Source organism: Arthrobacter sp. UYEF20 (assembly GCF_040546335.1).
Classification (GTDB): Bacteria; Actinomycetota; Actinomycetes; order Actinomycetales; family Micrococcaceae; genus Arthrobacter.
This window is the reverse complement of record NZ_JBEPNP010000033.1, coordinates 1-25332: the sequence shown is the minus strand read 5'-3', so window position 1 is coordinate 25332 and position 25332 is coordinate 1. Positions and strand designations below refer to the sequence as shown.

Below are 25332 nucleotides of genomic sequence, written 5' to 3'. Positions count from 1 at the left end.
CGCCGCCCCGCCCGGAAACCACGCCGCTACGCGGAGGTATTCAACTGAGGCAACGTATCCAGCTACGCGGAGGTTTTCTATGAGTCAACGCGGACCATTGATTGCCCGCAGTACGTGGCCTATTCTAAGAACGTTGAATGTCAAGCAGTGGCCCATGACAACGATTCGAAAATGACAACCATTCGAAAAACGAACGCTTCCTTGCGCGTCTGCCTTTCGGCAGCGGTACCGGCGGCGTTCGGGAAGGCCGACAATGACGACAGCCATAAACCGCCCACATGCTCCCGCCGCTTCGGCTGACCACGCACTCACGCCGGTGCGTCTGCTGGCTCCGGCGCGGCACCACAGCGCCGCCGGCCAGCACCCTGGCCGGGGCCGACGCGACGCACACCCGGTCTCCCCGGCGGATGCCGACTACGTAGGCAGCCCCTACTGCGAACGCTGCGGGACCGACGAATTCATCTACCTCGAGACCTTTATCCCGGCAACGCAGCGACGGGACGGCTCCGTCGGCCGGCTGGGCGAGGCCACTTATTTCTGCTCCGGCTGCGACGACTTCTCCGCCCACGCGGTGCCGGCTTCCTGGGTGCCGCCGGGCTGGTATTTCGGCTGAGTCCCGAACCAGCAAGCCCCAAAAACTACATGAGCCGGGCGGCCACCATTGGAGGGTGGCCACCCGGCTCGTGCTTTTTCTGGCTGGGAGCGGGCTAGATCAGGCTGTCCGAGATGTGGTTCGGGGTGCCGAAACGGTGCGCCGTGATGCTGATGGCCTGTTCGTGCAGGAACGGCAACAGCTCAACGCGGCCGGCTTCGGTGACCTGGTGGATGTAGACCGCCACGTCCGGACGGCCGCCGGTCGCTTCGGCCAGGGCATGCGCATCTCCGCCGATCAGCCGGATCCGTCCACCGGACAGCCAGCCCGCCCCGGCAAGCCTCCCGGCGGCCGCCAGCCACCCGGCGTCGTTCTCCACCGTGACGGCGATGCCGAGTCCAGACAGCACGGCGCCCAGCCGGGCGGGGAGTTCGACGGCGGTGGACACCGTCAGCGTGGATCCCGCCTGCACGCCGGCCGCGAGGGTCCGGACCAGGTGGGCGAGCGGTTCGCGTTCGGAGAGGCGCACCGTGACCGGCAGCGCCCGGTACCGGAAGAAGTTGCGTTCGGCGCTCAGGCCGGAGACGTCCTTGGCGGTGCCGAACTCCTCGGCCCAGGCCTTGGCGTCGGACGCCAGCGCGCGCTGCAGCCGCTCCAGTTCGCCGGCCATCAGGAAGGACTTGGCGGCGTTTTCGATCCGGCGGACACCGGCGTGCGCGGGGGTTGCCTCGGCGGTGCTGGCTTTGTTGGCGGTGCTGGCTTTGCTGGTCCATTCGCCGAGCCCGACGAGGTAGTTGGGTCCGCCTGCCTTGGTGCCGGCGCCGACGGCGGATTTCTTCCAGCCGCCGAAGGGCTGGCGCTGCACGATCGCGCCGGTGATGCCGCGGTTGACATAGAGGTTGCCGGCCTGGACGGTGTCCAGCCAGATACCGAGTTCGTCCGTGTTCAGCGAGTGCAGGCCGGACGTCAGGCCGTAGTCGATCTGGTTCTGGATGGCGATGGCTTCTTCCAGGGTGTCCGCGGTCATGACGCCGAGTACCGGGCCGAAGAATTCGGTGAGGTGGAAGTAGGACCCGCGGCGGACGCCGTAGCGGACACCCGGGCTCCAGAGCTTGCCGGTTTCATCGAGCTTCCGCGGCTCGACGGCCCAGGTCTCACCCTCGCCCAGGGTGGTGAGCGCGTTGAGGAGCTTGCCGTTGGCCGGTTCGATGATCGGACCCATCTGGCTGGCGGGATCCTCGGGGTAGCCGACCTTCAGCGAGGTGACGGCGTCGATCAGCTGGTTGTGGAAGCGCCTCGATTTGGCAACGGAGCCGACGAGGATCACCAGCGAGGCGGCGGAGCACTTCTGCCCGGCGTGGCCGAAGGCGGAGTACGCGACGTCCTTCGCCGCGAGGTCCAGGTCGGCGCTCGGGGTGACGATGATGGCGTTCTTGCCGCTGGTCTCGGCCAGGAGGGGCAGATCCTTGCGGAAGGAACGGAACAGCTCGGCCGTCTCGTAGCCGCCGGTCAGGATGACCCGGTCCACCGCGGGGTGCGAGATCAGCTGGCGGCCGAGCTCGCGCTCGCCCAGCTGGACCATGGTGAGGACGTCCCGGGGGACGCCGGCCTCCCAGAGGGCCTCGATCATCACGGCGCCGCTGCGGCGGGCCTGCTTGGCGGGCTTGATCACGACGGCGGACCCGGCGGCGAGCGCGGCCAGGGTGGAGCCGGCCGGGATGGCCACCGGGAAGTTCCACGGCGGGGTCACCACGGTGAGCTTCGTCGGGACGAAGGTGGCGCCGTCGACGTCGTCGAGCCTGCGGGCCGACTCGGCGTAGTAGTGCGCGAAGTCCACGGCCTCGCTGACCTCGGGATCGCCCTGGTCGATGGTCTTGCCGGTCTCGCTGGCCATGACCTCGAGCAGGTCTTCGCGGCGGGCCTCGAGGACGTCGCCGGCGCGGTGCAGGATGACCGCACGCTCGGCGCCGGAGAGCGCGCCCCAGGCCTTGCCGCTCTCCACCGCGCTTGCGATCACGGTGTTCAGGGTGGCGGCGTCATTGATGGTGGCGGCTTCCACGGCGGCGTTGCCGAGCGTGGAAGTGGTGACGCGGCCCAGGATGGCGCGGCCCCAGTCGCGGTTCGCCGGCAGCGAGGGGTCGGTGTCCGGGGTGTTCTCGAAGCTGCGTTGTGGCTGATCGGCGTGCGGCATCGGCGCGGCCGGGAGGGCGCGGTTCTGCCGGCGGTTGGGCGGCGGGACCTCGTCGTCGAGCTTCGCCAGCGAGGCGAGGAAGCGCTGCTTCTCACGCTCGAAGAGGGATTCGTTCTCACTGAGTTCGAAGACGGCGGACATGAAGTTGTCCTGGCTGGCGCCCTCTTCGAGCCGGCGGATCAGGTAGGCGATCGCGACGTCGAACTCGGCAGGGTGGACCACGGGGGTGTAGAGCAGGAGGGAGCCGACGTCTTGTCTGACGGCTTCGGCCTGGCCCTGGGCCATCCCGAGCAGCATCTCGAATTCGATGCCAGATTCCACGCCGCGCTGCTTGGCCAGGAGCCAGGCGAAGGCGATGTCGAAGAGGTTGTGGCCCGCCACGCCGATCCTGATGTTGCGGATCCGGTCCGGCTGCAGCGCGTAGTTGATGACGCGCTTGTAGTTGGTGTCCGAGTCCTGCTTGGTGCCCCAGGTGGCGAGCGGCCAGCCGTGCAGGGAGGCTTCGACCTGCTCCATCGGCAGGTTGGCGCCCTTGACCACGCGGACCTTGATCGCGGCGCCGCCGTCGGCGCGGCGGACGGCGGCCCAGTCCTGCAGGCGGATCATGGCGGCGAGGGCATCCGGGAGGTAGGCCTGGAGCACGATGCCGGCCTCGAGGTTCTTGAACTCGGGCTTGTCCAGGATCCGGGTGAAGACCGCGATGGTTATGTCCAGGTCCTTGTATTCCTCCATGTCCAGGTTGATGAACTTCGTCCCCTGCCCGGTGGCGGCGTAGGACGCGGCGCGGGTGAAGAGCGGGGTGAGCTTCTCCACGACGTGCTCCACGGCCTCATCGAAGGCCCACGCGGAGTGCGGGGCGACGGTGGCGGAGACCTTGATGGAGACGTAGTCGACGTCGGGGCGGGACAGCAGGGTGTGGGTGCCCTCCAGGCGGCGGGAGGCTTCGTGTTCGCCGAGCACCGCCTCGCCGAGGAGGTTGACGTTCAGCTTGATGCCGTCCTTGCGGATCTTCGCAATGGCCGGACCCAGCTTGGCGTCGGTGGCGTCGATAATCAGGTGGCCGACCATCTCGCGGAGCACGCGGCGGGCGATCGGGATGACCACCTGCGGCAGGACCCGGGCCATGGTGCCGCCGAACCGGACGGCGCTGCGCATGTACCAGGGCAGGAACGCCGGGACCTTCGGAGCCAGGGCGGCGAGGTTGCGGGCGGCGACCCGCAGGTCTTCGGGGCGGACGACGCCGTCGACGAACCCGACCGTGAAGTCGAGGCCGTTCGGGTCCTTCAGGACGCCGGCGAGCTGCTTGGCCGAGGCGTCAACGGGCACCTTGGCGGCTTCGGCGAGCCAGTGGCGCACCAGCGCGGTGGTGTCCTCGGCGAGGGCTGCGGCCTCAAGGACCGGGGAGTCTTCCGGGGCGGGGGGATGCCCGTCCGCGTTCTCGTTGGTTACGCCGGGCTCCGTTGAAATGTTGGTCATGGCTGGCACTCGTTCTTTCCGTTGGCGAGGACGTCCTTTCCATCAGTATGATCCTCCGCTAACTTAAGATAAAGCGACGTTTTCTGAGCAATACAGGTTAGAAAACCCAATGATTCAAATTCCGTCCGAACGTTCAGAAATTCCCCCGACGCTCTCTCACATCCCGCAACTTTTCGGGCGATCCTCCCTCACTTCCCGCCGCCTCCCGGGCGACGTTCCCTCACTTCCCGCACACATTAGACGAACCCTCTCCCGCGGGGCGAGAGAGGGTTCGTCTAATTCGTGCCAAATCTGAGAGAGCGTCCTGTGATTTGCCGCAGGTAGTGAGAGAGCGTTGGGCCGCTAGCCGATCGGGCGGTGCATCTCCACGGCCTCTTCGTGCCGCGGGCTGTCCGGGTTCATCAGCGAGTGCTTGCGGCCGTAGCCGAAGTAGATGATCAGGCCGATGACGAGCCAGACTACGAAGCGCAGCCAGGTCTCCCAGTGCAGCTGGAGCATCAGGAACCCGGAGGCAAGCATGCCGAAGGCGGGTACCAGCGGCATGAGCGGCAGCCGGAAGGTGCGCGGGGCGTCCGGCCTCTTGTACCGGAAAATGATCACCGAGAGGCAAACGACGACGAATGCGGCCAGGATGCCGATGTTGGTCAGGTCCGCGACGGCCTTGATCGGGAAGACGCCGGCCAGCAGGGCCGAGGCGATCCCGGCGATCCAGGTGACGCGCTGCGGGGTGCCGTGGCGGTCCGTCTTGGCGAACCAGCCGGGGAGCAGCCCGTCGCGGCTCATCGAGAACCAGACACGGGTGACACCGAGCAGGAAGGTGAGCATCACGGTCAGGATGGACAGCACGGCAAAGACGGAGATGATGGTCGCGATGACGGGCAGGCCCACGCCGTTGAACGCGGAGGCGAACCCGGCCTTGGGGTCGATGTCCTGGTAGTTCTGCATCCCGGTGAGCACCAGGGTGGCGGCGACATACAGGAGCATGGCGACGATCAGGGAGAGGATGATGGCCTTCGGCATGTGCTTCTTACCGTCGGTCGCTTCCTCCGCGGCGGTGCTCATGGCGTCGTAGCCGAACACGGCGAAGAACACGGTGGCGGAGCCTGCAAGGACCGGGCCGAAGCCGCTGGGCATGAACGGGTTGTAGTTATTCGTATTGATATAGAAGAGACCGAGCCCGATGATGAACAGGATCAGGACGACCTTGATGGCCACGGCCACGAGCTCGAACCGTCCGAAGGTCTTGGTGCCGCGGGACAGGATCCAGGTCACGATGAGGCAGACCACGATCGCCGGAACGTTCACGACGCCACCCGTGCCCTCATCCGCCGTCGACGTCATCCAGACGGGCATGTGGAGGCCGATGCCGGAGAGGACCGCGGCGAAGTAACCGGAAATGCCGATCGCCACCACGGCCACAATGGCGATGTACTCGAGCAGCAGGTCCCAGCCAATGAACCAGCCGATCACCTCGCCCAGCGCCACGTAGCCATAGGTGTAGGCGGAGCCTGCCCGCGGGATCATGCCCGCAAATTCCGCGTAGGACAGCGCGGCAGCCGCCGAGGCGAGGCCCGCGATCAGGAACGAGAACAGCACCGCCGGGCCGACGCCGGGTTCCGACGCGCTGCCGTGGGCCACGAGACCCGCCAGGGAGAAGATGCCGACGCCGATGATGCCGCCGACGCCGATGGCTGTCAGCTGCCAGAGCCCGAGGCTCTTGAACAATCCGCTGTGTTTGTTCTCTTCTTCGATGTCGTCGATGGGCTTGCGCCTCATGATCGACTGGGTCAGATCTTTTGTGCTCATCAAGGACTCCTGGTCAGGTGTGGTGCCCATCAATCCGCCCTGTGATGGGGGTTACTCAGTGACAACAGTATGCAAGCACGGTTGCATTAGATAAAGTGACTTCTCCTAATCAATAACCATTAGAATTCACAAAGGATCGCGATGCTCGACGTCCGGCGTTTGCGCCTGCTGCGTGAACTGAAAATCCGGGGCACCCTGGCGGAGGTCGCCGAGGCGCTCCAATACAGCCCGTCGTCGGTCTCGCAGCAGCTGGCGCTGCTGGAAAAGGAGGCCGGGGTTGAGCTTCTAAGGAAGACCGGGCGCCGCGTCCAGCTGACGCCTCAGGCCGAAGTCCTGGTGGCGCACACGGCCCAGTTGCTGGAGACCTTGGAGCAGGCGGAGGCGGATCTGGCGGCGTCGCTCACCACGGTGACCGGGACCGTGCGGATTGCCGTCTTCCAGTCGGCGGCGTTGGCGCTGATGCCCGATGCACTGACCCGGATGTCCTCGAGTTACCCCGAGGTCCGGATCGAAATGACGCAGCGCGAACCGGAAACGGCCCTCCATGAGACGTGGGCCCGGGACTTCGACCTCGTCATCGCCGAGCAGTATCCCGGCCATGCTGCGCCCCGCTACGCCGAGCTGGACCGCATCCGGCTGACAACCGACGCGATCCGGCTCGCCGTTCCGCCGCCGTCGACCGACAGGCCCCCGATCACCTCCCTGGCCGATACCGCCGAGCTGGCCTGGGTGATGGAGCCGCGTGGCGCGGCGTCGCGTCACTGGGCCGAACAGGCCTGCCGCAGCGCGGGATTCGAACCCGACGTCCGTTTCGAGACAGCGGACCTGCAGGCGCAGATCCGGCTGATCGAATCGGGCAACGCGGTGGCCCTGATGCCGGACCTCGTCTGGACCGGAAGGGGCACGGCTGCCAAGCTGATCAATCTCCCTGGCGATCCGCACCGCACAGTCTTCACGTCCGCGCGGCGCTCGAGCGCCAAGCGGCCCGCCATTCTGGCCGCCCGCGAGATCCTTGCCGAGACCGCCGCGTCCATTTCCCCGGCAACCGGGCCGGCGTCGGACTGAGCGCTCGGCCGGCCATCCGGCGTCGGCCCGCAACCTGGGCGGCGGTGTTCGCTGGCTCACAGCGCTACTGCTGGCCCGGCGTTAGACTGGTGACGTTATGAATCGAACAATATTCAAGTCCAAGATCCACCGCGCCACGGTCACGCACGCGGACCTCCACTATGTCGGTTCCGTCACCGTGGACCTGGATCTGCTGGAGGCCGCCGACATCCTCCCGGGTGAGCTCGTGGCGATTGTCGACGTCACCAACGGCGCCCGGCTGGAGACCTACACGATCGCCGGCGAGCGCGGAACAGGGGTGATAGGGATCAACGGCGCCGCCGCCCACCTCATGCATGAGAACGACATCGTCATCCTCATCACCTATGCCCAGATGACCACGGAAGAGGCCAAGGCCTTCAGCCCCAAGGTGGTCCATGTGGACAAGGACAACAAAATCGTCCAGATCGGCAATGATCCGGCGGAGGGCCATGCGCCCGGGCTGATGCGGCCGCCGCACGCGCTGAACAACGCGTCGCTGAACTGACGGAGTCTCGGCCGGCTGGCCGATGCCGGCCGTGACTGGCCCTGGGCTTCAATAAAGCTGATTACTCTGGGAGGGTGACTCCCACCTATTCCCCGTCTTCGACGCTGGGGACCGCCGCGTGCTAGGGGTGCTTGCCGGCTTCTTCGTGGTCTGGTCCATCATCCTGGTGGGCACGTTCGTGGGCCGTCGCGGGATCCTGGGCGAGAACGCCCGCTCCGTGCTGAGCGCGCTGACCTTTTTCGTCGCCAGCCCCGCCCTCCTGTTCGAAACGCTCAGCAAGGCAAGACTTCACGAAGTCTTTGCCGCACCACTGCTGGTGACGGCAGCAGGAGCCACTGCGACGGCGGCACTCTTCTTCGGCATCGTCCGGTTCCTGCTTAAACGCTCCCTGCCGGAATCCCTCATGTCCTCCATGAGCGCTTCGCTGGCCAATTCCGCCAATCTGGGCATTCCCATCGCCGTGTTCGTCCTCGGGGATGCCAGTTATGTGGCGCCGCTGCTGATCTTCCAGCTGGCCTTCTTCACGCCGTTGTTCCTGATGGCCCTCGACGCCACCACCAGCGCCCACCGGACCACGCCGCTGGGTTTCGTGCTGATGATCGTCCGGAATCCCATGATCGTCGGCTCCGGCCTGGGCCTCGTCGTCGCAGGGACCGGCTGGCAGGTCCCTGCGATCGTGATGCAACCCATCCACCTGATCGGCGGCGCCGCGATTCCGGCGATGCTGCTGGCCTTTGGCATGAGCCTCAACGGCTCCCGGCCGCTGCAGGCCTCAGCCGGGAGGCGTCTGGATACCCTGCTGGCCAGCGGCTTCAAACTGATCGTCCACCCGCTGCTGGCCTACCTGTTGGCCCGATGTGCCCTCGGCATGGAGGGCCAGGCGCTCTTCGCCGTCGTGGTCACCTCGGCCCTGCCCACGGCGCAGAACGTGTTCGTCGCCGCGAGCCGCTACCAGACCGGCCTCACCGTAGCCAAGGACACCGTGCTGATCACCACCGTAGTGGCGGTGCCGGCCATGATCGGCGTGGCCCTGCTCCTCGCCTGACACCCGCCGGTAGGCTGTGACCGGCCGGGGTTCGGCCCGCAAACACGCTCATACTGGGGAGACAATTGAACAGCGTCCATTCACGCCGCGTCCGATCGCACCGTGTCCCATCGCACAGCCCACGCCGCGGACCGGGGGCCATCGACTGGATCGCCTGCGGCCTGGCCGGGCTGCTGCTCGTTTCCTCGACCTCCTGCGCCAGCCCCGGGGCCGAGCCTGCGGCCGCCGTCGGGAGTTCCGCCGCCGGCACGTCCCCGACTGCCGTGGCGCCGCCGACGACGGCATCCGATGGCGCCCCGCTGGACCCGGAGACCACCCCCGGTGTGGCCCTCGCCGGCACGAACGCCCCGCATCCGCAGCCGGCCTACGCCAGCACGGCCCTCGACGTGCTCGCGACGCTGCCCATCAAGGGCCGGGCGCCGAAGACCGGATACTCGCGCGATCAGTTCGGCCAGGCCTGGGCCGACGTCGACCGCAACGGCTGCGACACCCGCAACGACATGCTCCGCCGGGACCTCTCCGCCCTGGCCCTCAAGCCCGGCACGCGGGACTGCGTTGTTTTGTCCGGCGTCCTGAATGACCCCTATACCTCGGCCCTCATCAACTTCCTCCGCGGCAACAGCACCAGCACTGCGGTGCAGATCGACCACGTCGTCGCCCTCAGCGACGCCTGGCAGAAGGGTGCACAGCAGCTCGGCGCGGCCCAGCGCCTGTCCTTCGCCAACGATCCCCTGAACCTGCTGGCGGTGGACGGCCCCACCAACCTCCGGAAGAGCGACGGCGACGCAGCCACCTGGCTGCCGCCGAACAAATCCTTCCGTTGCGCCTACGTGGCCCGCCAGATCTCGGTCAAGTCCAGCTATGCCTTGTGGGTGACCCAGGCCGAGCACGATGCGATGGCACGCGTGCTGGGCGACTGCCCGGGCGCCCTGGCGCCTACGAACCAAGGGGCCTCGCCGCCGGCCGCGGAAGCGCCCCCGGCAGCGGCCGCTGCCCCGGCAGCGGTAGTTCCGGCGCCCGTCCCGGCCGCTGCCCCGGTGGAACAGGCACCCGCCGTCCCGGCAGCGGTAGTTCTGGCGGCTCCGGCCGTCGTCTATTACGCAAACTGCTCCGCGGTCCGTGCGGCCGGAGCCGCCCCCATCCGGACGGGCCAGCCGGGCTACAGCAGCAAGCTGGACCGCGACGGCGACGGCGTCGCCTGCGAGTAGCGTGCCGCTTCCGCAGCTTTGTCGACGCCTAGTTCTTCGGCAGCCCGTCCAGCAAACGGGCGCAGCGGATGAAGCCCAGGTGTGAGTATGCCTGGGGATGGTTGCCGAGGTGCGTTTCGGTTCCCGGATCGTATTCCTCCGGCAGCAGCCCGGTCGGCCCGAACAGGTTCACGAGCTGGTCGAAGAGGTCCCAGGCCTCGTCGATCCGCCCCACAGCAACATAGGCTTCGATCAGCCAGGTGGTGCAGATGTGGAACCCGCCCTCCAGCCCCGGCAGACCGTCGTCGTACCGGTACCGGAACACCGTGGGGCCCACCCGCAGTTCCCGCTCCACAGCGGTGACCGTGTCCAGGAATCGCTGGTCGCTCACATCGAGCAGCCCGGAGAGGCCGATGTGCAGTACGGCCGCATCCAGGTCCGGGCTGTCGTAGGCGACCGTGTACGAGGCCGCGGTCTCGTCCCAGCCCTCACGCAGGACCTCCTCGCGGATGGCGGCGGCCGTCGGCTCCCAGTCCGGCAGCGGCGTCCGGCCGTGGCGGGCTGCCGCCCGCAGCGCCCGGTCCAGCGTCACCCAGCACATCACCTTGGTGTAGACGTGGTGCCGGGGCGCCCGGCGGGCCTCCCAGATGCCGTGGTCCGCCTCGCGCCAGCGGGCCAGGACGGCTGCGGCCATCTGGACCATGAGCTCCCAGTGCGCATCCGACAAGGCACCGTTCCGCTTGCCCAGTGCATCGATCAGCTCCGCGATCGGCCCGAACACGTCCAGCTGCACCTGATGGTCCGCGGCGTTGCCGATCCGCACCGGGCGGGACCCCGCGTACCCGGGCAGGCTCTCGATTATGGCCTCAGTGGACAGCGGCGCCCCGGTCACAGAGTACAGCGGATGCAGCCATTCCGGCCCCGGTGCGTTGGCCAGAATCCGCCCCAGCCAGTCCAGAAAGCCCTCTGCTTCCGCCGTCGAGCCGAGGTCCACGAGGGCGTTGACGCTCATGGAACCGTCCCGCAGCCAGCAATACCGGTAGTCCCAGTTCCGTGTGCCGCCGATCCCTTCCGGCAGCGAGGTGGTGGGCGCGGCCAGTACCGCGCCGGTCGGCTCGTGGACCAGCGCGTGCAGCACCAGCGCCGAGCGCCGGACCAGGGACGGCTTCACGGACGGCAGCTCCAGCCCCTGCACCCAACGCCGCGAGTGATGTGCGACGGCGGTGCGGCGCGAGTTTTCGTCCGGCGGCTCCGCGGGCTGCGGTTCCGTGTCGCCGCAGCGCAGGTTGAGCACCACGGGGCCGTGGCGGAGTTCGACGTCGGCCGTGGCGGTGGCATGGCGGCCATCCGAGGTGATGGCAAAGCCGACGCCCGCTGCCAGCAGGATGATCGGGTCCGCGGTGCCCACGACGTGCACCTCCGCACCGCGAGCTTCCATGCTGAAGGGCGCGTTGGCGTAGTCCGGCCGGGGTGCGAAGATGATCCTCGCCGTTCCGGTGCCGGAGAGCACCCGGACCAGGCTGGTGATCCCTTCCGGCGCGGGTTCCAGGTAGTCGGTGACTGTGACGTCGGCCCAGCGCGTTTCGACGATCATGGTGCTGTCCACGTACCGCTGGCCCAGGACCTGCGAGGCCTTCACCGGTTCCACGGAGAAGTGCCCAGCCGCGTCCCCGCCGAGCAGATGGGCAAACAGCGACCCCGAGTCCGGCAGCGGGTGGCTCATCCAACAGATCTTGGCGTCCGGGGTAATGAGAGCCGTGGACGAGCCGTTGCCGATCAAAGAAAGCCGCTCCAGGCCGACGGCGTCCTCCCCGAAAAGCCAGGCACGCCGCAGTTCAAAGAGGATGGCCAGTACCCGGGCGAAGGACTCAGGGTCCCGCAGCCGGTGCGAGGCCAGCGTCGGGCCCTCCCCCACCCGCAGGCCCATGTCCGGCCCGCGCAGGGTGGCCATCGCGAGCTCATCACTGGCAGCGTCCCCGGCGAACAGGGCCGCGCTCACACCCAGCATGGACCGGAGGTGCTCCAGGGCAGAGGCTTTGGACGGTTCCACCACGGACAGGTCCAGCACCGAGCCGTCCACGATGAAGGACAGCCCGTGCGCCCGGGCAATCGGCTCCGCCCTTGCGGCAGCCTTGGCCGCCACCTCCGGCGTGGCGCTGTTCGTGTGGACGGCCACTGCCACCGGCTTCCGTTCGAGGGTGATGCCGCGGTAGGCGCCAATGGTTTCGGCGAGAGCCTGGCTGGTTTGCTGGAGCACGGATTCGGTGGCCAGCGACAGTCCGTGGGCATAACCCATGTCAAACTCGGCGCCATGGGAGCCGACAAGATGCACCTCGGCGGGGAGCCGCGAGACGGCGGCCAGATCGCGCAGAGACCTCCCCGAGATGACGGCCGCGTGCGTGTTCGGGAGGGCGGCGAGCGCACGGAGCGCGATCGCGGCGCTGGCCAGCGGGAGGGTTTCGGTGGAAACGCCTTCCGCGGCGCACAGCGTTCCGCCATAGTTGCAGGCCACGAGCAACCCCGGCGTGCGGGCCAGGATCTTGAGCTCCGCGAGCAGCTGCGGTGTCAGGCCGTCGTCGGCGGCATTGGTCTGCACAAAGGCGCGCAGCAGACCCAGCGGCAGTGATTTGGTCAGGAGGGCAGAGTCAGCGAGGGACTGGTTGAGCGGGGTGGGCATGGGCTGAGTCCTTCGGATAGTCCCCAATGCCTGCAAGAAAATCGTCCGTAAAGGACGTATCTCCAGTATCCTCCCGGCACTATTTCCCCCGGGTGTCCCCGCTGTTGCAGCTATGTAACGTCTGCAGCCGCCGTATCCCCGGTGCTAACAGTTCGGGGAGTCGTACTCGTAGGCACCCGAATCGGCAGCGCCGATACCTATGCAGTCCCCGTTTTGCGGTATGGATTTTCCGGACAGGTCCAGGCCGACCGGACCGGTGCCGCCCCGGTCTATTGCGGGGCTCGTGCTGGACAGGTGCAGGTCAGCAGGCGCGTCCACAAACCGCGCCGGATCGGTGCTGGAGCTGGCGCTCGGGGAAATATTGGTGGGGCCGTTGAGTACGTTCTGCTGCTCGGTCCAGCCGGAGCCGTCCATCCACAGGGAGTTACTCACTCCCACCAGGATGTTCGCCCTGATGACCGTCGAGGAGGGGCACGATGCATGACAAACCACGGCCTTGGATTCCGGCCCGTCCAGCCAGACGGTGTTGTGTTCAAAGACGGTGCCGTTGGTCGGGCCAAAGGAAGAAGTTGGGCCGCGGATGATCAGGCCGGTGGTCTTGGAACACTCGGCGCCGCAGCTCGCCCGGATGAGGTTGTAGCTGTAGACGTTATCGTCAGCGGCTCCATTGGAGCGGCCGATCTCGGAAAAGTTATTGTTGTCCACGGAGACGTTGTGGTGGATTCTGTTGCGGCTGCCGTTAAAGATCTCAAAGGCGCCGCCGTCTTGGCTGAAATCGTAGGAGGCAGCGGTGGAGCCGGTGATGGTGTTGCCGGAAAATTCGTTGTCGTTGCCGTTGATGAGCACCCCGAATGCTCCCGAATCGTCGTTGCAGTCGACGGCGGCAGGGGTTCCGCAGCCTGCCCCCGGCGTGTTCACGTTCATGATGTTGTTGTCGGTCAGGGTGTTATTCAGATAGTGGCCGAAATCGGAGCCGTTGCCCACCTGGATGCCTGCCGAATTGTTTACGGCAACGACATTTTTCACGACGCCATTGTCACCGTAAATGCCGAATCCCGCGTAGCCACATCCCTCTGCGCGCAATCCGTCCACCGTGACGAAGTTGCCATTCACCCTGACGCAGTTTCCTGACTGCCCCACCACGATCGTCGGAGGACTTCCGCTTCCATAGCTGTTCAGGGTGATTGACGCCCGAGCCGTTCCGCTTTGGTTGACAACAACACCGCCGTTCCAGGTGTCGCCCCGGCGGAAGCTGACGGAGTCCCCCGGTGCCAAAACGGTTTCGTTGATCTTCGAAATCGATTTCCACGGGGCGTCAACCGACGTCCCGACATTGCTGTCGTCGCCGGCATCGCTGAGGTAATACGTCATTCCGGCGAGCGGTGCCTGCGACGGACCGTCGATCGATGCAGGCGACGGACCGGCGAGCGATGCCTGCGACGAGGCGCCTTGGATGAGTCCGGCCATGACTAAAAGGGTTATCACAGTGGCTGCAGCGGTGGCCTTGATCTTCAAGTTTGCCCCTGGCTTTTCTAAATCCATCCGGGAACGCGGGTTCTAACGACTGCGGGGTCTGACGACCGCATGTATTAGCCACTGCTTTTTAAAGCAGCACCAGACCCAGCCGACGCCCTAGTGCGCTTAACCGTAGGGTCGCGCACTCATGAAGTCAACGACTTTTCCGTCCCGCACGGCCCGCACGGCCCGCACGGCCCGCACGCCGCCGCAGGCCGCTGCCTTCGCCGGTGCCGCGGCCTTCGCCCGTGAGGCGGTCAGGCCCTGACGAGTCCAGCGACCTCGGCCAGCAGCTCAACGGAGCGCAGCCGCGTTTCGGTTCCAGTAGTCTGGTGCGCAACCATCAGCTCGTCGGCGTCGGCGTGCGCGGTGAATTCATCCAGGTACTCCACCACGGCGTCCTGGGTGCCGACAGCCGAGTACTTCATCATCTGGACCACGTGCTGGCCCTGCGGCGAGTCGAGGATCATGTCCGCCTCGTCGTCGGTGAACACCCGGCCGTTGCCGAAGAACAGCGAGACGCGGGCGCGCAAGGTCTCCCGGAACATCGCCTGCGCTTCCTTAGTGGAGTCCGCCGCAATGACGTTCACTCCGGCAATCACGTACGGGGCGTCGAGCTGGGCGGAGGGGCTGAACTCGCGGCGGTATATGGCGACCGCGTCCTGCAGCGCGTTGGGGGCGAAGTGCGAGGCGAAGGCGTACGGCAGGCCCAGCTGGGCGGCCAGCTTGGCCCCGAACAGCGAAGAGCCGAGGATGTACAGCGGCACGTTGGTGCCCTTGCCCGGGGTGGCCTCCACGCCAGGGATGCGGGTGGGGCCGTTCAAGTAGCCCTGGAGTTCCAGCACGTCCTGCGGGAAGCTGTCCGAGGACATCGGATCGCGGCGCAGTGCACGCAGAGTGTTCTGGTCACTGCCCGGCGCCCGCCCCAGGCCCAGGTCGATCCGGCCCGCGTGCAGGGTCTCCAGGGTGCCGAACTGCTCGGCGATGGTCAGCGGCGAGTGGTTGGGCAGCATCACGCCGCCGGCGCCGAGCCGGATGCTCTCGGTGTGGGCGGCGATGTGGGCAATCAGCACGCTGGTGGCCGAGGAGGCGATGGAGGACATGTTGTGGTGCTCGGCGTACCACACCCGCCGGTAGCCCAGCTTCTCGGCGAGCTGCGCCATGGCCACGCTTCCCGCGAAACTCTCTGCCGCCGTCTGGCCCTTGCCGATGGTTGCCAGATCAAGAATGGAAAGCGGAACAGTCACGGAAAAGGCCGGCCTTTCGTAGCGGAGTGTCGTCAGGCGCACCCGGTTTCCGGCACACGCACACTTGGGACAACGACGGCGGGCCCCGGGTTATTTCTGCACCGGCACGATTGCTGCCGGTCCACACCGGTCCGGCGTCAGCGGATCAGCGGCACGAGAAGTTGTAGTCGAGTCCGCCGGAGATGTATTGCGCCATTGCCACGCGGCTGCGGGGGGTGAGCCCGGGATTGGAGCAGAATGCCTTGGCACGGGTCAATGAGGAGGCACCGGCGAGCCAGCTGGGCAGCCCCGCCAGCGGGCTGGTGGAGGGAACGGAACCGGCGATCTGCCCCCACTGCATGCTGGTTGAATAGATGCCCACGCGGGCGCCAATGCTCTTGAAGTAGACGGTCATCCCCTCGAGCACGGCGGCGTTGGCTGACTTGTCGCTCTGCCAGCTGTTTTCCGTTTCCACATCGAGCCACCACAGATACGACGCCGGATTGCTGACCCCGCGGATGGCGGCGTCGTCGTACGCCTTCGCATAGCCGTACATGTAGGAACAGGCCTTGAAGACCCGCAGAGCGCAGTTCCCGTAAGGGTTGGCCACGCGGATGCCCTTGTAGGTGTTGGAGGTGGGCCACCACGAGCCCTTCAACCCGGGATTGGCGGTGTTGACATAGAGCGACACCCGCGGCTGCGACGTCGCTGCGGGTGTCTTTGCCGTTCCGGCCCACGCCAGTTGCGCCGCCAGGCACGGGTTCGTGGTGTTGGCGAGCCCGTTGTTCACCCCGACGACGGCGAAGGCGGGCTGTGTGGGGAGGGTCTTCCCGCACTGCGGCCAGGACACGTCGATGCCCACGGGTTCAGAGTCCCGGGGCGGGGCCGCGGTGGCCGGTCCGGCCCCGAGGAGGACAAGGCCAAGGGTGACAGCAAGGGACGCAAGCTTCTTGAACAGCGAGGTGGGCATGCCCTAGGGTACTGCAGGGATCCGCCCTGCCGCCGGGAACTTGCCACGCGGAGCACGCCGGATGGAATACTCAGCAGGCTTAGGGTTTGCGGCCGCACGCTAAATCCCAAATAGCACCAGCCAAAGCCGGGTCCGGGACGGCCGGACCCGGCTAAGCTATCGGCATGGCCACCAAATCCACCGCAGATAAGATCGCCACCATCCAAAAGGGGTACACCCTCGAGGGCCCTACGATCGAGCTGGGCGCCGCGATCATCGACGGCGAACTGCACAGGGAGGCACCCGTGCGGCTCCCGCTGGCGATGATGAACCGGCACGGCCTCGTGGCCGGCGCGACCGGCACCGGCAAGACCGTCACCCTGCACATGATGGCGGAGCAGCTCTCGGCCGCCGGAGTGCCGGTGTTCCTTGCGGACATCAAGGGCGATCTCTCCGGGCTGGCCACCGCCGCCACCGGCACCGAGAAGCTGCTTGCGCGCACGGAGAGCATCGGCCAGGCCTGGTCCGGCAAGACCTTCCCGGTGGAATTCCTGGCCCTCGGCGGCGACGGCAACGGCATCCCGGTCCGCGCCACCGTCACGTCTTTCGGCCCCATCCTGCTCTCCCGCGTCATGGAGCTCAACGACACGCAGGAATCGAGTCTCCAGCTGGTCTTCCACTTCGCGGACACGAAAAACCTCGAGCTGATCGATCTGAAGGACCTGCGAGCCGTCATCCAGTTCCTCACCTCGGACGAGGGCAAGGACGAGCTCGAAGAACTCGGTGGACTCTCCAAGGCCACCGCCGGCGTCATTCTCCGTGAACTGATCACGCTTGAGGCGCAGGGCATGGAGAAGTTCTTCGGCGAACCCGAGTTCGACACCGCCGAGCTGATGCGCACCGCCCCAGACGGCCGCGGCGTCGTCAGCTGCCTGGAACTTCCCACGCTGCAGACCAAGCCGATGCTCTTCTCCACCTTCCTGATGTGGCTGCTCGCCGACCTGTTCGAGGAACTGCCCGAGGCCGGCGACCTGGACAAACCCAAGCTCGTGTTCTTCCTGGACGAGGCCCACCTGCTGTTCAACGGCGCCTCGAAGGCGTTCCTGGACGCCATCACCACCACGGTGCGGCTGATCCGGTCCAAGGGCGTCGGCATCTTCTTCGTCACGCAGACTCCGAAGGACGTCCCGGCCGAAGTCCTGGGGCAGCTGGCCAACCGCGTGCAGCACGCCCTCCGGGCCTACACCCCCGAGGACGCCAAGGCGCTCAAGGCGACCGTCTCCACCTTCCCGATGAGCGACTACGACCTCGAAGAGACGCTCACCTCGGCGGGCATCGGCGAGGCCGTCATCACCGTCATGAATGAGAAGGGCGCGCCGACCCCCGTCGCGCTCACCCGCCTGCGCGCGCCGGAGTCCGTCATGGGCCCGAGCAGCGACGCCCTGATTTCCAGCACCGTGGCCGGCTCGGCACTGCTCCCCAAGTACGGCACGGCGGTGGACAAGGTCTCCGCCTACGAGAAGATCACCGGTAAGGCAGGTGCAGGCACGGGCGATGCGGCTCCTGCCCGTGCCGGCGGCGGCACTTCGGGCGACGTCGACGCCGAGGCCCGGCGGATCGAGGAAGACATCATGGGCCGCCCGAGCAGCCGGCCAGCACCGGCGCCCGAGCGGGCAGAGGCACCCGAGCGCCCGGCAAAACGGGAGACGTCTCAGGAGGCGCCGCAGCGGGCACCGCAGGGGGCCGGAGGCGGTATGGCAGGGGATCTGGCCGGTGCACTCGGCGGGGCCCTGGGCGGCGGTTTCAAGAGCATGGCACGCTCGCTGGGAACCCAGCTGGGCCGCGAACTTCTCCGCGGCGTCTTCGGCACGGCCCCCAAGCGCCGGCGCCGCTGACCCGCACTTTCCCGCATGCTGCGCCGACGCCCTCCCCAGCGGCTGCTGGCCAGTGTCCCGGCGATGGTGCACGTCACACGGGGCGCATGTGACAAGAGCATTCCCGTGGGGTGCAGGTAACGTAAGGTACGTGCAAATGAGTCAGGCGTTGGTCAGGATCGCAGCCGGGTGGCTGCTGGGCCTGATGCTCGCCGTGGCCGGATCCGTCGTAGCGATCAACGTGGTCAACAAGTCCATCGCCGGCCCGCAACAGCCCGTCCGCGAATACCTTGACGCCTTGCAGAAGGGTGAAGGCGGAAAAGCCATCGGCCTCCTGCGTGCCTCGGTTCCGCAGAGCAGCGCCGCAATGCTGGACGGGACAGCGCTGCAGACGGCCGCCGCACGGATCCGCGACGTGAAGTTCGGCGAGGCGGAGGAGCGCGCCGGGAACCAGGTCATGGTCCCCCTTGACTACACCATTGATGGGAACCGGCTGCGCACCGAATTCCTGCTCGAAGAGTCCGGAACGGAGTGGCTGTTCTTCCACAAATGGTCCTTCATACCAGCGGCCCTCCCCGTTTTGGACGTCACGGTGGTCAACTCTAATGAAGCCACGCTCAACGGTGTGCCAGTGAACATGCCCAACGGCCGTAACTCTTTCGCTGTCTTCTATCCCGGTGAGTACGAAGCCACGCTCAGCGGTGAGTATTTCTCGGCTCCGCCCACCCGCGCCACCCTGTCCGGCCGGGATGTGCCCGCCGCTCCGCTGAACCTGCTGACGGAAGCCACGGGCGCCTTGAAGGACGCCGTAAGCGGAAAGGTCAAGGAGTTCCTGGACAGCTGCGCTGACGAGGCGGACAAGCAGCAGCAGCTGCAGCCGGACTGCCCGTTCTACCACGCCACCAACAACCGCGTCGTCCCGGGCACCATCGACTGGAGCATCACGGAGTACCCCGCAGTCAGCATTGAGCCCTTTGGCGGGCGCTGGGTGGTGGCGCCGCTGGACGGCAAGGCACGGATCAAGGCCCGCACGGTGGACCTGTTCACCGGGGCCGTCAGCGAGATCAATGTGGTCCAAGACTTCAGTTTCACCACCCGCCTGGACCTCGAGGCCGACACCGTGAAGCTGACCCCGCTCCTGAGCTACTGAGCTCCTGAGCCGCGCTGGCCCGCCGGGCGTCACGCAGGGCAGTCTTTTGGCTGATGCAGCATCGGCCCAGCCGGTGAATCCGCTAAATCCGTTTCCTCCCCGGGCTGAAAACCTGCCTTCAGTGACGCCTATCCGGGCAGGTCCGAGCCTGCGAGGACGGCCATGACCTCCGCCACCATCCGCCCGGGGTGATGCACGACGTCGTCGTAGTAGTACCGGAGCACGGCGTAGCCCTGCACAACGGACAAGTTATTGCGGCGCTGATCCTTCTTGATCTGGGCCCACTCACCGTGATGGCGACCATCGAGCTCCACGATCAGCCTGCCCTCCAGCAGCAGATCGACGTATCCGACGCCGTCAAGGTGCACCTGCGCTTCCACCTTGACTCCGGCTTGGCGGAAATACGTCCGCGCGAGGGTTTCCAGCATGGATTCGGCTCCGGGACCCACCCAGTCCAGGACCTGGCGGGCGCGGCCGTTACGCTTGCCAGGGAGGCGCTGCCGCAAGAAATCCAGGGTCATATCGCCCCTGCCAACGGCGCAGTCGACCATAACCAGCGACTCATGGAACGGAAGGCACCGCAGCGCGTGGATGAGCACGTCGCCGAGGGCAGCAACCGGCCGGTGCGGATGCGGCTCGAGGAGCAAGCCGCTGTGCCCGGCCTGGCCGTCGAAGGCCTCGCCGCGTCTGTGATACACGTGGAGGGGACCAGCGGAGTCGACCGTCCAGAGCCGGTAGAAGGGCGCCGCACTGAGGCAGGTGAGCAGCTGTCTCCGCTGCAGCAGCGCCACATAGCCAGGATCCGCCGTCGGGAGAGCATACAGTCCGATCCATGGGCCACTTAAAGCCAAAAGGCTGCTGTCCGTGACGTCTTGGTCAGCAGCCTTGGTCACGAACAGCAGCCTCGGGCACCGGCCAGGCAGCGCGCCTAGTCCATTCCGCGGAGGTCCAGCACCAGCTCGGTGTCGCCGTCCGCCTGCAGCAGCACCGGGATCCCCCAGTCCTGCTGGTAGAGGTGGCAGGCGGCGTGGTCCGGGATCTCGCCGTCGGCGTCTTCCGGGCCGTCGCAGGCCGCGGCACGGGCGGTGATGTGGAGCACGCCCTCGGGGACGTCGGAGGCGAGTTCCAGCGTGCGGAGCAGTCCCACCGACGTTCCGCCGCCGGACACGAGCAGCTCCGGCGGGGTCGAGGAGATCTTCAGCTGGGTCGGGTCACCCCAGCGGCCGTCCAGCTTCTGCCCGGTCGGCGCGGTGAAGCGGACGGTCAGCTCCAGCTGGCCGGGGGCCACCGGGCTCTTGGGCCGGTGGGTCTGCGCCGCACCCTCGTCCACCTGCTGGGCTTCCTTCGGGATGGGCACGTACACCAGCTGGTGCTTGTTCGCCTCGACCACCACCAGAAGCGGCTCGGCGCCGGCCACCTGGGTGTGGTCCACAATCACGTCGGAGGGCTCGGACAGGCCGCGCGCCAGCGTGGAGACCGTGCCCGTCGACGGGTCGTAGCGGCGGACGGCGCCGTTGTAGGTGTCCGCGATCGCCACCGACCCGTCGGGCAGCACGGTGACGCCGAGCGGGTGCTGCAGCCGCGCCTCGGACGCGTTGCCGTCGCGGAAGCCGAAGTCGAACAGGCCCTTGCCCACGGCGGATTCAACGGTGATGGTCCCGCCGTCGCCGATGACCAGTTTGCGCAGGGCCGACGTCTCGGAGTCCGCCACCCAGATGTTGCCGTCCGCGTCCTCGGCGAGACCGGAGGACTGGGCAAACCAGGCTTCCTCGGCCGGGCCGTCAAGCAGGCCCTCGAGGCCGTTGCCGGCAATAATGGACACGGCTCCGGACCGCGGTTCGAAGCTGAAGATCTGGTGTACACCGGCCATCGCAACCACGACGGCGTTCAGTTTGGTGGACCAGACAACGTCCCACGGCGAGCTGAGGGAAACCTGCAGCGGATCCGCTTCCAGCCTTGAGCCGAACGCGGCGCCTTCCTCGTCGACCCGGGCCGGTCCCGTCTCGAGCAGGCGCTGCACGCCGTTGCCGGCCAGGGTGCGGACGGTGCCGTCCGTAAGGGAGAGCCCGCGGAGCCGGTGGTTGACGGAGTCGGCAATCACGACGTCGTAGCCGGCCTCGGCGGCGACGTCTTCCGGGAGCAGGACCAGGCCCTGCGGTTCGTTGAACAGAGCCGTGGCGGCGTTGCCGTCGGCGTATCCCTTTTCGCCCGAGCCATAGGTGGCCAGCACGGTCTGGAGGTCGGTGGAGAGTTCCACGAGGCGGTGATGGCCGGTGTCGGTGACGAGCCAGGACCCGGCCTCCTCAGCGCTTCCTACGCCGCGCCCGGCGGGGAGGAAAAGGGCCTTGCCCGGGAACCGCAGGGTGCCCGACGTCGGCTCCGGCGCCACATAGGGGCCGTCGCCGCGGTGCAGGGTGCCCTTTGCCTCGTGCTCGGCGATCAGCTCGGGGATCAGCACGGCGAGGCCGTCGGCGTGGCCTTCGCCGGAGAGGTGCGCCACGATGTAGCCCTCGGGGTCGATGACCACCAGGGTGGGCCAGGCTCGGGCGGTGTAGGCCTTCCAGGTGTCCAGCTCGGGGTCGTCCAGGACCGGGTGGCGGATCTCGTAGCGTTCCACAGCCGCGGCCAGGGCCACCGGGTCAGCCTCGTGCTCGAACTTGGGCGAGTGCACGCCGACCGTCACGAGGACGTCGGAGTACTCCTGCTCGAGCGGCCGGAGTTCGTCCAGGACATGCAGGCAGTTGATGCAGCAGAAGGTCCAGAAGTCGAGCAGCACGATTTTGCCGCGGAGCGATTCAAGGTCGAGGGACTTGCCGCCGGTATTGAGCCAGTTGCGGCCCACGAGTTCGGAGGCCCGGACCCGGGCGTGGGTGCGTAGGGTTTCGGTCATGAGCGTCCTTCCAGCTTTGGGTTGCGTTCGGCCATCCGGGCATCGCGCTCGGCCAGCTTGGCAAACATATCGTTGTAAGCGGTGAGATCGGCGTCGTTATTCCTGTCCGCCGCACGGTCGGTGCGCCTGGACTCGCGCGCGTCGGAGCGGGACCACATGACGGCGACGCCGATCGCGACCAGCAAAGTGGGCACCTCGCCGATGCCCCAGGCCACGGCGCCGCCCATCTGCTGGTCCAGCAGGGCCGAGTTGCCCCAGGTGCGGCCGAGGTTGCCGAAGTAGTCGGCGGCGAGCAGGCCGGTGCCGCCCATGATCGCGACGCCGAAGAAGGCGTGGAAGCCCATCGTGGCCAGCAGGAGCAGCAGCCGCATGGGATAGGGCGCCCGGCGCGGCAAGGGGTCCGTGCCGATCATGGTGAGCACAAAGATGTAGCCGGTCAGGGCGAAGTGCAGGTTCATCAGCTCGTGGCCCACATGGTCCCGCATGGCGTAGCCGAACGCGTCCGAGTAGTAGAACAGGACGATCGAGCCCGCGAAGTTGGCGGCGGCGAAGAGCGGGTGCGTCACCAGCTGGGAGAACTTCGACTGTACGAAGATCAGCAGCCACTCGCGCGGCCCGCGCGAGCTGTCCCGCCGCGCCGTCAGGGCCCGGAGCGCCAGGGTCACCGGGGCGCCCAGGACCAGGAAAATGGGGGCCACCATGGTGAGGGCCATGTGGTCCACCATGTGCGCGGAGAACATCACCCGGCCGTAGACCGACGGCGGGCCGGACGTGACATATGTCAGGACCACCAGGCCGATCACCCAGTTGATGGAGCGGAACCATGGCCAGGAGTCGCCGCGCCGCGATACCTTCCAGACGCCGAGGACGTAGGTCACGAGACCAAAGAGGGCGACGGCGACCCAGAGCCAGTCGAGCCGCCATTCGGTCAGCCAGCGCTCGGGCGTGAGTTCCGGCGGAAGGTCGTAGCCCGAGACGATGAAGGCCGGGGAAGCATCGGGGGCGAAGGTGCTGGGCTGCGGCGGCGCGGAACGGCCGAGCGCGACGGCGATTCCCGACGTCGCACCCATGATGAGCAGCTCCACAACGACGAGCTGCCAGAGGACCCGCCGGGCGGACAGTCCGCTGCCCTGGCTTCCCAGCTGCGGGATGACCCAGCGGCGATGCATGAGGCCGACTCCGCCGAGCACGACGGTGGCCGCGGCCTTGGCCAGAATCAGCTGCCCGTAGGCGGAGCCGAAGAGGTCGGTCCAGCTGGTGACGCGGATGCTTGCGTTGACGACGCCGGAGGCGAAGACCAGGGCGAAGGCGAACCCGGCCAGGGCGGAGAACCGGCGGAGAGTCGGCTCCGTGATGTCAGGCCGGGCGCGGGTCTTGACTGAAGCCCCGGCGGCCACGCCTCCGAGTATGCCGGAAAGGAGAGCCAGCATGATAATGCCGCCCACCCACGCCGACACCCCCACCAGGTGCAGGCCGAGCGAGTTGATGGCGCCCTCGTGGTCATCCGAGCTGGCGGAGTGGCCAATCAGGGCAGCGGGCACCAGGCCCATGAGGGCGAGCACCAAGGTTGCCGCCAGGCCGCCGCGGGAACGGACGCCGAAGAGCGCCGTGGTCACGACGGCGGCGATGATGACCACCGACAGCCAGGCCCTGCCGGTCTCGATGTCCGTCATGAAGTAGACCAGGGACCGGGTGAACTCCGGGTCCCCGGAGATCCCCTGCCCCGCGACGTCCGAGTAGCTCAGCACCAGCACGGCGATCGCGGAGAGTGTCCAGATGGCCCCGGCCCCCGCGGCTAAGGCCAGCGCCCGGGTGAACGCTGGATGCTCGGGGGCGTCCGTGTCCCTGGACCTAGAGGTTGCGAGGCTCCGAGGCAGGATGCCGACAGCGAAGATAAGCCCGCCGATCACCGTCGCGAGGGAGACATTGTGGATGGCCTTGCTGACCGGTAGGCCCCAGCGCACCAGGGCGCCGGGGTCGGAGACCTGGCGTGCAGCCGCCGCACCGGAGAACAGCAGTGCCGCTGCCAGGCCCGCAAAGAGGGCCACAAGGCCCGCGAGCTGCCAAGCGCGGGAGATGCCGCCCGGGTGGGCGTCAGGGCCTCGCGCTCCCCCGTGAGGGGTTGGCGCGGCTGCAGTGGCACGGGGATTTGCGGCGGAAGGCACATCTCCATTGTCCGCTACGCCGGGCCGGTCGCCGAATCGACGCCGTGAACGCGCTGGCGCCGTCAGGCCCCGTCGCAGCGACGCACGCCGGTCGTGACCGCCGGCCGTGACCGCTGGGCTTAACGCAAAAGGAGCGGCGACCCGAAGGTTGCCGCTCCTTTCAGTCCTTCGAAGAAGACTACTTCTTCTTCGCGACCGCAGCCTTCAGCTTGGAACCGGCGGTCAGCTTGACGCTGTGGCCAGCGGCAATCTGGATGGTCTCGCCGGTCTGCGGGTTGCGGCCGGTGCGAGCTGCACGGTCGGTGCGCTCAACTGCGAGCCAGCCCGGGATGGTGATCTTTTCGCCCGCGGCGACAGAGGTCTCGAAAACCTCGAACAGTGCATCGAGCACGGAGTTGACGGCTGCCTGGCTGGTGCCGGCCTTGCCTGCTACCTCTGCAACAAGTTCACTACGGTTCTTAGCCATTTATGTCCTCCTGGACGGTCATGATTTCTGGAGCCTGCACACGGCATGCGCACAAGCCACTGTTCGAAAACTTACCAGCTTGCCGCCGCCGAGGCGGCAAATTCCGCGTGTTTGCGGCGTTTTTCGGGGAAAATCACGGGAATCGCTCGCTTTCGGCGTGATATTTCGCCGACAGCGGACGCGTTCGCCAGGTCTCCGCCGGACCGTGCCAGCGGTGTCGCCGTCCGCTGCGGCCTGTGCGGAGTTCCTGCCGTCCGACGGCGGCTGCCGCACCAGCCGTTGTGGTGTCCGGTCCCCCGTCACGTTTCTGGCGTTCCGCTGGACTGGGAGCGCTTCCCGTCCAAGATCCGGCGTGGCCGGCGTGGCCGGCGGCGCCGGCGGCGGATTCTAGTGGCCGGCGGCGGATTGTAGTGGCTGGTGCGGCAGGGCGCATTGGTGGTTTGGGGGTTAAATGCGGGAGAGCCTCCAGAGAAGTGTCTGGAGGCTCTCGACCGTGTTTAATGGTTGTCCGGCGGTGACCTACTCTCCCACA

At 67.2% G+C, this 25332-nt stretch carries 17 protein-coding genes; 7 read left to right on the top strand and 10 right to left on the bottom strand.

Annotated elements, in window-relative coordinates:
* Window positions 1–253: 253 nt before the first annotated feature.
* Complete coding sequence (locus ABIB26_RS22015) at window positions 254–613, top strand: hypothetical protein (RefSeq protein WP_354248160.1); 360 nt, start codon at window positions 254–256, stop codon at window positions 611–613.
* A gap of 94 nt (window positions 614–707) precedes the next feature.
* On the opposite strand, the gene ABIB26_RS22010 is transcribed toward ABIB26_RS22015, so the two are convergent.
* Window positions 708–4259, bottom strand: a complete 3552-nt coding sequence (locus ABIB26_RS22010; RefSeq protein WP_354248159.1) for a proline dehydrogenase family protein — start codon at window positions 4257–4259, stop codon at window positions 708–710.
* A gap of 342 nt (window positions 4260–4601) precedes the next feature.
* Window positions 4602–6065, bottom strand: a complete 1464-nt coding sequence (locus ABIB26_RS22005; RefSeq protein WP_354248158.1) for an amino acid permease — start codon at window positions 6063–6065, stop codon at window positions 4602–4604.
* A gap of 141 nt (window positions 6066–6206) precedes the next feature.
* Between ABIB26_RS22005 and ABIB26_RS22000 the strand changes: the two genes are divergently transcribed.
* The 4 genes from ABIB26_RS22000 to ABIB26_RS21985 all read left to right on the top strand — a co-directional run bounded on the left by ABIB26_RS22000 (window position 6207) and on the right by ABIB26_RS21985 (window position 9909).
* Window positions 6207–7130, top strand: a complete 924-nt coding sequence (locus ABIB26_RS22000) for a LysR family transcriptional regulator (RefSeq protein WP_354248157.1) — start codon at window positions 6207–6209, stop codon at window positions 7128–7130.
* Window positions 7131–7227: 97 nt separating this feature from the next.
* Complete coding sequence (gene panD / locus ABIB26_RS21995; RefSeq protein ID WP_354248156.1) at window positions 7228–7656, top strand: aspartate 1-decarboxylase; 429 nt, start codon at window positions 7228–7230, stop codon at window positions 7654–7656.
* A 118-nt stretch (window positions 7657–7774) separates the two neighbouring features.
* Entirely contained in the window at window positions 7775–8701 is a 927-nt protein-coding gene (locus ABIB26_RS21990; protein WP_354248155.1) for an AEC family transporter, read from the top strand.
* A gap of 65 nt (window positions 8702–8766) precedes the next feature.
* Window positions 8767–9909, top strand: a complete 1143-nt coding sequence (locus tag ABIB26_RS21985) for a GmrSD restriction endonuclease domain-containing protein (protein ID WP_354248153.1) — start codon at window positions 8767–8769, stop codon at window positions 9907–9909.
* Window positions 9910–9937: 28 nt separating this feature from the next.
* Here the strand turns inward: ABIB26_RS21985 and ABIB26_RS21980 are convergent, their stop codons facing one another.
* From ABIB26_RS21980 to ABIB26_RS21965, 4 genes are all read right to left on the bottom strand, one after another.
* Window positions 9938–12565: a trehalase-like domain-containing protein gene (locus tag ABIB26_RS21980; RefSeq protein ID WP_354248152.1), complete on the bottom strand. Its 2628-nt coding sequence runs from the start codon at window positions 12563–12565 to the stop codon at window positions 9938–9940.
* A 144-nt stretch (window positions 12566–12709) separates the two neighbouring features.
* A complete protein-coding gene (locus tag ABIB26_RS21975; protein WP_354248150.1) occupies window positions 12710–14080 on the bottom strand; it encodes a right-handed parallel beta-helix repeat-containing protein in 1371 nt (456 codons plus the stop codon).
* Between the two features lie 257 nt (window positions 14081–14337).
* Window positions 14338–15327, bottom strand: a complete 990-nt coding sequence (locus ABIB26_RS21970) for an LLM class flavin-dependent oxidoreductase (protein ID WP_354248149.1) — start codon at window positions 15325–15327, stop codon at window positions 14338–14340.
* A 145-nt stretch (window positions 15328–15472) separates the two neighbouring features.
* Complete coding sequence (locus tag ABIB26_RS21965) at window positions 15473–16276, bottom strand: glycoside hydrolase family 25 domain-containing protein (RefSeq protein WP_354248147.1); 804 nt, start codon at window positions 16274–16276, stop codon at window positions 15473–15475.
* Window positions 16277–16440: 164 nt separating this feature from the next.
* Here ABIB26_RS21965 and ABIB26_RS21960 point away from each other — a divergent pair, with 164 nt between their 5' ends.
* Together ABIB26_RS21960 and ABIB26_RS21955 are read left to right on the top strand one after the other, a co-directional pair.
* Window positions 16441–18150, top strand: coding sequence for a helicase HerA-like domain-containing protein (locus tag ABIB26_RS21960; protein ID WP_354248145.1), 1710 nt, complete (start codon window positions 16441–16443; stop codon window positions 18148–18150).
* A 136-nt stretch (window positions 18151–18286) separates the two neighbouring features.
* Complete coding sequence (locus ABIB26_RS21955; protein ID WP_354248143.1) at window positions 18287–19279, top strand: hypothetical protein; 993 nt, start codon at window positions 18287–18289, stop codon at window positions 19277–19279.
* A 128-nt stretch (window positions 19280–19407) separates the two neighbouring features.
* Here the strand turns inward: ABIB26_RS21955 and ABIB26_RS21950 are convergent, their stop codons facing one another.
* The 4 genes from ABIB26_RS21950 to ABIB26_RS21935 all read right to left on the bottom strand — a co-directional run bounded on the left by ABIB26_RS21950 (window position 19408) and on the right by ABIB26_RS21935 (window position 24800).
* A complete protein-coding gene (locus tag ABIB26_RS21950) occupies window positions 19408–20172 on the bottom strand; it encodes an endonuclease domain-containing protein (RefSeq protein WP_354248141.1) in 765 nt (254 codons plus the stop codon).
* Window positions 20173–20207: 35 nt separating this feature from the next.
* Window positions 20208–22169 carry an NHL domain-containing thioredoxin family protein gene (locus tag ABIB26_RS21945; RefSeq protein WP_354248139.1) on the bottom strand — a complete coding sequence of 654 codons (1962 nt, stop codon included), beginning with the start codon at window positions 22167–22169 and terminating at the stop codon, window positions 20208–20210.
* Entirely contained in the window at window positions 22166–24334 is a 2169-nt protein-coding gene (locus tag ABIB26_RS21940) for a bifunctional copper resistance protein CopD/cytochrome c oxidase assembly protein (protein WP_502913729.1), read from the bottom strand. Before ABIB26_RS21940 ends, ABIB26_RS21945 begins: the two co-directional genes overlap by 4 nt.
* Before the next feature lie 178 nt (window positions 24335–24512).
* Window positions 24513–24800, bottom strand: coding sequence for an HU family DNA-binding protein (locus tag ABIB26_RS21935; protein WP_011776355.1), 288 nt, complete (start codon window positions 24798–24800; stop codon window positions 24513–24515).
* Window positions 24801–25332 lie beyond the last annotated feature (532 nt).

Coding starts and splice junctions, on each gene's coding strand:
- ABIB26_RS22015 (WP_354248160.1), top strand. CDS start 254: ATGACGACAGCCATAAACCGCCCACATGCTCCCGCCGCTTCGGCTGAC.
- ABIB26_RS22010 (WP_354248159.1), bottom strand. CDS start 4,259: ATGACCAACATTTCAACGGAGCCCGGCGTAACCAACGAGAACGCGGAC.
- ABIB26_RS22005 (WP_354248158.1), bottom strand. CDS start 6,065: ATGAGCACAAAAGATCTGACCCAGTCGATCATGAGGCGCAAGCCCATC.
- ABIB26_RS22000 (WP_354248157.1), top strand. CDS start 6,207: ATGCTCGACGTCCGGCGTTTGCGCCTGCTGCGTGAACTGAAAATCCGG.
- panD (WP_354248156.1), top strand. CDS start 7,228: ATGAATCGAACAATATTCAAGTCCAAGATCCACCGCGCCACGGTCACG.
- ABIB26_RS21980 (WP_354248152.1), bottom strand. CDS start 12,565: ATGCCCACCCCGCTCAACCAGTCCCTCGCTGACTCTGCCCTCCTGACC.
- ABIB26_RS21965 (WP_354248147.1), bottom strand. CDS start 16,276: ATGCCCACCTCGCTGTTCAAGAAGCTTGCGTCCCTTGCTGTCACCCTT.
- ABIB26_RS21960 (WP_354248145.1), top strand. CDS start 16,441: ATGGCCACCAAATCCACCGCAGATAAGATCGCCACCATCCAAAAGGGG.
- ABIB26_RS21955 (WP_354248143.1), top strand. CDS start 18,287: ATGAGTCAGGCGTTGGTCAGGATCGCAGCCGGGTGGCTGCTGGGCCTG.
- ABIB26_RS21945 (WP_354248139.1), bottom strand. CDS start 22,169: ATGACCGAAACCCTACGCACCCACGCCCGGGTCCGGGCCTCCGAACTC.
- ABIB26_RS21935 (WP_011776355.1), bottom strand. CDS start 24,800: ATGGCTAAGAACCGTAGTGAACTTGTTGCAGAGGTAGCAGGCAAGGCC.